General features: G+C 69.1%; 9 protein-coding genes. 7 read left to right on the top strand and 2 right to left on the bottom strand.

Features of this window, described 5'->3' with window-relative positions; genetic code table 11:
- Positions 1-650: OmpA family protein (locus GBZ26_RS26525; RefSeq protein ID WP_174441397.1), on the top strand; the 650-nt coding region annotated here is incomplete at its 5' end.
- 6 nt (positions 651-656) lie between these two features.
- Here the strand turns inward: GBZ26_RS26525 and GBZ26_RS26520 are convergent.
- Positions 657-1,880, bottom strand: coding sequence for an arabinose transporter (locus GBZ26_RS26520; protein WP_174441396.1), 1,224 nt, complete (start codon positions 1,878-1,880; stop codon positions 657-659).
- A 193-nt stretch (positions 1,881-2,073) separates the two neighbouring features.
- Positions 2,074-2,688, bottom strand: a complete 615-nt coding sequence (locus GBZ26_RS26515) for a YitT family protein (protein ID WP_174441395.1) — start codon at positions 2,686-2,688, stop codon at positions 2,074-2,076.
- A 523-nt stretch (positions 2,689-3,211) separates the two neighbouring features.
- On the opposite strand from GBZ26_RS26515, the gene GBZ26_RS26510 reads away from it, so the two are divergent.
- The 6 genes from GBZ26_RS26510 to GBZ26_RS26485 form a co-directional block, all read left to right on the top strand.
- Complete coding sequence (locus GBZ26_RS26510) at positions 3,212-3,502, top strand: RebB family R body protein (RefSeq protein ID WP_174441394.1); 291 nt, start codon at positions 3,212-3,214, stop codon at positions 3,500-3,502.
- A gap of 99 nt (positions 3,503-3,601) precedes the next feature.
- The gene (locus GBZ26_RS26505; RefSeq protein ID WP_014200160.1) at positions 3,602-3,871 is read left to right on the top strand and encodes a RebB family R body protein; all 270 of its coding nucleotides are present in this window, start codon (positions 3,602-3,604) and stop codon (positions 3,869-3,871) included.
- A gap of 91 nt (positions 3,872-3,962) precedes the next feature.
- Positions 3,963-4,229, top strand: coding sequence for a RebB family R body protein (locus GBZ26_RS26500; protein WP_014200161.1), 267 nt, complete (start codon positions 3,963-3,965; stop codon positions 4,227-4,229).
- A 96-nt stretch (positions 4,230-4,325) separates the two neighbouring features.
- Positions 4,326-4,598, top strand: coding sequence for a RebB family R body protein (locus GBZ26_RS26495; protein ID WP_014200162.1), 273 nt, complete (start codon positions 4,326-4,328; stop codon positions 4,596-4,598).
- A gap of 125 nt (positions 4,599-4,723) precedes the next feature.
- Entirely contained in the window at positions 4,724-4,957 is a 234-nt protein-coding gene (locus GBZ26_RS26490) for a RebB family R body protein (protein ID WP_174441393.1), read from the top strand.
- A partial coding sequence (locus GBZ26_RS26485) for a RebB family R body protein (protein WP_247884916.1) occupies positions 4,954-5,263 on the top strand: 310 nt, incomplete at its 3' end. The genes GBZ26_RS26490 and GBZ26_RS26485, both read left to right, overlap by 4 nt.

The following is a 5,263-nucleotide window of genomic DNA, read 5'->3' as shown; positions in this document are numbered from 1 at the left end:
GGCATGGGGTCCTTGCGCCCGTCGTCGCCTCGCTGGGCGAGAGCGACCGCGAGCCCGCCGGGCGCAAGGACCCCATGCCCCACCCGCCCGGTGGCAAGAGCCAGCCGGACCGCGACGCGCGGGCGGAGCTGGAGGCCCTGCTCGACCGCCAGACCGCGGCGCTGAGCGAACAGCAGGGGTTGGAAAAGGCCGAGCGCGACCTGCGCACGGCGCTGGAGACGATGCCGGAGCTGGGGGCGCTCGCCGGCAGCGTGGTCATCGAGCAGACGTCCGTCGGCCTGCGCGTCCAGCTCACCGATCAGGCGAAGGTGTCGATGTACAACGTCGGCTCCGCCCAGATGAACGAGCAGGGCCGTCGCCTGATGCGGCTGGTCGCCGGCGCCGTCGCGTCGTCGCCCAACCGCCTCAGCATCACCGGCCACACCGACGCGCTGGGCTATGCGGACGGGGCGAAGTACGGCAACTGGGAACTGTCCAGCGACCGCGCCAACGCCGCCCGCCGTGAGCTGATCGCCGCCGGCGTGCCGGCCCGGCGGATCGTCCGGGTGGAGGGGCGCGCCGACCTCGACCATCTCGACGCCGCCAACCCGCTGGCCCCGCAGAACCGGCGGATCAGCATCACCCTCCTGAAGGCCGCGGCGGGGGAATAGCGCCTTTCAGGTCGGGCTGCTCCTCGTTACGGCCGGACGCGCGCGGAGGAGCTGGACGGTGGTCAGGAAACCCAGCGCGGCGGCGGCGCTTCCCAGCAGGAAGACGCCGCCGTAGCCCACCCGGTCGGCGAGCAGCCCGGCCAGCGGTCCGGTCAGGCCGTAGGCGACGTCCTGGAAGGCCGCGAAGGCGCCGAGCGCGGTGCCGCGGAGCGGCGGCTCGACGAGATGGACGACCTCGCGGCCCATGGCGGGGAAGACCAGCGAGCAGCCGAGCCCGGTCAGGAAGGCGCCGGCCAGCGCCGTGACGGGATCGCCCGCGGTCCACAGCAGCGCCTGCCCGACCGCCTCCACCGCCAGCGAGCCCATCGCCACGCGCAGACCGCCGAAGCGGTCGGGCAGATGGCCCAGCGCGAAGCGGACGAGCACGAAGCCGAGGCCGAAGGCGGTCAGGCCGAGCCCGGCGTGGGGCCAGCCCTCGCGGACGAAGTGCAGCGAGAAGAAGGCGCCGATGGCGGCGAAGCCGATGCCCTGGAGGCTGACGACGGCGCCCTGCCGCCAGATCCGCCCGAGCACGCTGCGGAAGGGCGGGCGCTCGGCGTCGGGATGGGCCGGGATGCCCTCCATCCGCCGGATCGCCAGAAGCCCGAGGGCGGGCAGCAGCGCGCTGACCGCCATGACGCCGGAAAAGCCGAAGCGGTCGAGCAGCGCCAGCCCCAGCGGTCCGCCCGCCGCGAAGGCGCCGTAGAGCGCCGCCCCGATCAGCGCCAGCACGCGGCCCGAGCGCTGCGGTCCGACGATGCCGATCCCCCAGGCGACCACCCCGACCCCGACGAGGCTTTCGCCGACGCCGATGAGCAGACGGCCCGCCACCAGCACGGAAAAGGCCGCCCAGGGCGAGAACGACAGAGGGCCGGCGGCCATCGAGACCAGCCCGCCGCCCGCATAGAAGGCCAGCCCCCGTCCGACCGCGCGCTTGGCGCCTTGGCGGTCGGAGACGGTGCCCGCGAAGCCGCGGCTGAGGATGGTGGCCAGGAAGGCGCTTCCCACGCCCAGCCCGGCCCAGACATTGCCCATCCCGAGATCCCCGGCGACGAACAGCGGCACGACGGGAAGGGACAGGGCGACACAGAGGTAGGAAACGAAGAGGACGGCGGCCAGGACGATCAGGCGGCCCTGCGCCGGATCGCGCGCCGCAGCCGGCCTTTGATCCGGCCTTTGATGGGGACCCATGGTGTGCTCCACACTGGTCCCCGCCGATGACCGTCCGTCCGAACACGCGAACGCACTCCGATCGGCGAGGATCGTTGAGTGCGTTGGTTGACGTTGAACGCTTACGGCCAGCGTGGCTGGCGATGCGGGACAGGGTACCGATCCCGCGGGGAAATGCAACAGGCCGCGTCGGGACGGTGCCGGACGACGGGTTTCAGCGGGCCACGTACCAGTCCGTCCGGTGGTTGAAGGCGACGAAGGCGTTCAGCACCGCCGCCCCCAGCATCGAGGCCAGCACCGCCTTCCCGTCGATCACGAAGACCGCCATGGAGAAGATCACCACGTCGAACATGGCTTGGAGCCAGCCGGCGCGGAAGCCCGTCTTCTCCTGGATGTAGAAAGCGAGAATGCCCACCCCGCCGCCGCTGGAGCCGTGGCGGAACAGGCCGATCACCCCGATGCCGATGCAGAAGCCCGCCAGAACCGCCGCCACATAGGGATGCAGCGCGTCGTAGCGGATCGCCTGCGGCGCCAGAGTGGTCAGCACCGAGATGCTGGTGACCGCCAGAAGCGACTTCGCGGTGAAGCGCCAGCCGATGCGCGCCAGCGCCAGCGCGTAGAAGGGCAGGTTCACCACGAAGAACACCGGGCCGAAATCCAGCCCCGTGGCGTAGGCGATGACGAAGGACAGCCCCGCCGCCTGCCCGGTGATCAATCCGGCGGCATGCAGTATGGAAATCCCGAACGCGGTCATGATGATGCCGAACAGCTGCCCCTGCGCATTATCAAACGCGCTGTGCGACGCCTTTTTGACTTCGTTTGTTGCCATGGCAGTGTTGGCGGTTGCGGATACTGCACTTTTCTTGAGCACGTTCGGAACCTTCCAGACTTCATTCCCTTTCGACAGTATCATCAAAGACCAGACCAAGAATAGAGCGGTGTGATTCCGTTCGTCTCCCCCGCAATCCGTGGGGCAACGCCGCTTCGCGTCCCCATCGTCCCACCCCTTGCCGTCGATTTCTCCGGATGGCGTCACGCCTTTGCGATGCGGGCGGCGGCGGCGGGACGCGGAATTGCACGGCCTTGCGGCCATCGTTGCCTCCGTCACGCAACAATCGGTCGCGCCAACGCCACACGCTTTCTCCGCATTGCCCGCCGCGGCGCAACCCAAGCGCACAAAATTCGCGCGGTCCGCCGGATTCTTTCGCCGGATAGACCAATCGGACGGCACGCCACATCGCTACAGTCGCACCGTCCGCTGTTCACGCATCCCATGGTCGCATGGGGCTGCGCGAATGATCGACGCCACCAGCGGCCGCCTTTGAAACCGGCCCCACCAGTGAGGAAAGACAATGGCATTTCCGACCGCCGTGAACGACCAGATCACCGATTCCGTCACCCAGGCCAACACCAAGGTCCTGGGCGACGCTCCGGCGATCGCCATGGGCAACCTGTTCCAGGCCACGGCCCAGGCGCTGGCCAACGCGGCCCACAACGCCACCACCGCCCAGCAGCAGTCCTACGTGACCGCTCAGGCCGCCACCACCCAGGGCGTGGCCACGCTCTACTCGATCGACACCGCCTCCACCGGCGTGGCGACGAAGAGCATCCTCAGCACCGGCGTCAAGGGCCTCGGCTCGTAAGCCGGACCCGCGCCGCCATCGACGTTTCAACCACCTGCGCCACCCCGCCATCCATGAGGGATCGCGGGCGGGCGGCAGGCAACCGAAGAGGACGAACAAATGGCTTTCCCGACCGCCGTGAACGACCAGATCACCGATTCCGTCACCCAGGCCAACACCAAGGTCCTGGGCGACGCTCCGGCGATCGCCATGGGCAACCTGTTCCAGGCCACGGCCCAGGCGCTGGCCAACGCGGCGCACAACGCCACCAACAACCAGCAGCAGTCCTACGTGACCATGCAGGCCGCCACGACCATGGGCGTCGCCACGCTCTACTCGATCGACACCGCCTCCACCGGCGTCGCCACCAAGTCGATCCTGGGGAGCTGATGAGCCGACCGGCCGGGACCGGGCGCCCGCGGGCCTCCGGAACGGGCCGCCGGTCATCCATCCCGAACCATTCGCCAAGGAATAACGTCAGATGGCTTTCCCGACGGCAGTCAACAGCCAGATCACCGATTCCGTAGCCCAGAGCAACGTCCAGGTCGTTGGCAGCTCGCCGGCGATCGCCATGGGCAACCTGTACCAGGCCACCGCCCAGGCGCTGGCCAACGCGGCCCACAACGCGACCCTGGCGCAGCAGCAGATGTACGTCACGGCGCAGGCCGCCACGACGACGGGCGTCGCGATGCTCTACTCCATCGACACCGCGACCACCGGCGCCGCCACGTCGAAGCTCCTCGGCTGACCGGTCGGCGGACGCGGCGCCCGCCGCCGTCCGCCGCACCGCCGCCGGCGCTTTGGCCTCGAACCAACGCAACATCCGATGTAAGGAGCAAACACGATGGCTTTCCCGACCGCCCTGAACAACCAGATCACGGACTCGGTCTCCCAGGTCAACACCAAGGTCCTGGGCGACGCCCCGGCCGTCGCGATGGGCAACCTGTTCGTCGCCACCAGCCAGGCGCTGTCGAACGCGGCCCACAACGCCACGAACAACCAGCAGCAGTCCTACGTGGTGATGCAGGCGGCCACGACGCAGGGCCTGTCGACCCTGTACTCCGTCGACACGGCCTCGACCGGCGTCGTCACCACCCAGATCCTGGGCCTCTCCTAAGGAGAGCCGGCAGGCCGCCCCCGGGACACCGGGGGCGGCCTCCACCGCAGGTTGAGGCGCCCGGTCGCGCATAAGCCCGTGTCCGCAGAAGCCGGCGGCAGGAGCCTGAAGGCAGGAGTGCGTGAATGCCGGATGGAGGCTCCTCCAGCCCTGTCGGATCGGTCGCGGCGAACACGGCGATACCGCTTGGCCTGACCCCATCCCTGGCGATGGACATGACCTACGTCGCCATGGCCGACAGCCTCGGCCTGGCCATGCAGAACGCCGTCGCCAACCAGCAGCGCGCCCAGGTCATCACAGAGGCCGCGCTCGCCCAGGTCCTTACGCTGATCATCACCAAGGGAACCGCAAAATCATGAGCGACGAAGGCACCGTGAACACCCAGGTGATCGACGCGACGTCGGACATCGTCACGCTTCTGACGGGACAGTCCCCCGCGCAGTCGTTCGCCATGCTCGACGCCGTGATGGTCGAGACGCTCGGCATGGCGATGCACAACGCCGTGCATCGCCAGCAGAACCCCGGCATGGGCAACTCCCCCGCGGTCACCGCCCCCTGCGCCAAGATGCTGTCCGGGCCCTTCCCCCTGTCTCTTTTACACACCCTAACGCTCCGCCGGTCCACACCGTGGCATGCACGCTCGGCGCCGCCGGCGTACACAAAAA

Source organism: Azospirillum formosense, from assembly GCF_013340925.1.
GTDB classification, from domain to species: domain Bacteria; phylum Pseudomonadota; class Alphaproteobacteria; order Azospirillales; family Azospirillaceae; genus Azospirillum; species Azospirillum formosense.
Note: the sequence above shows the minus strand (reverse complement) of the source record. Positions and strands in the feature narration are given on the sequence as shown.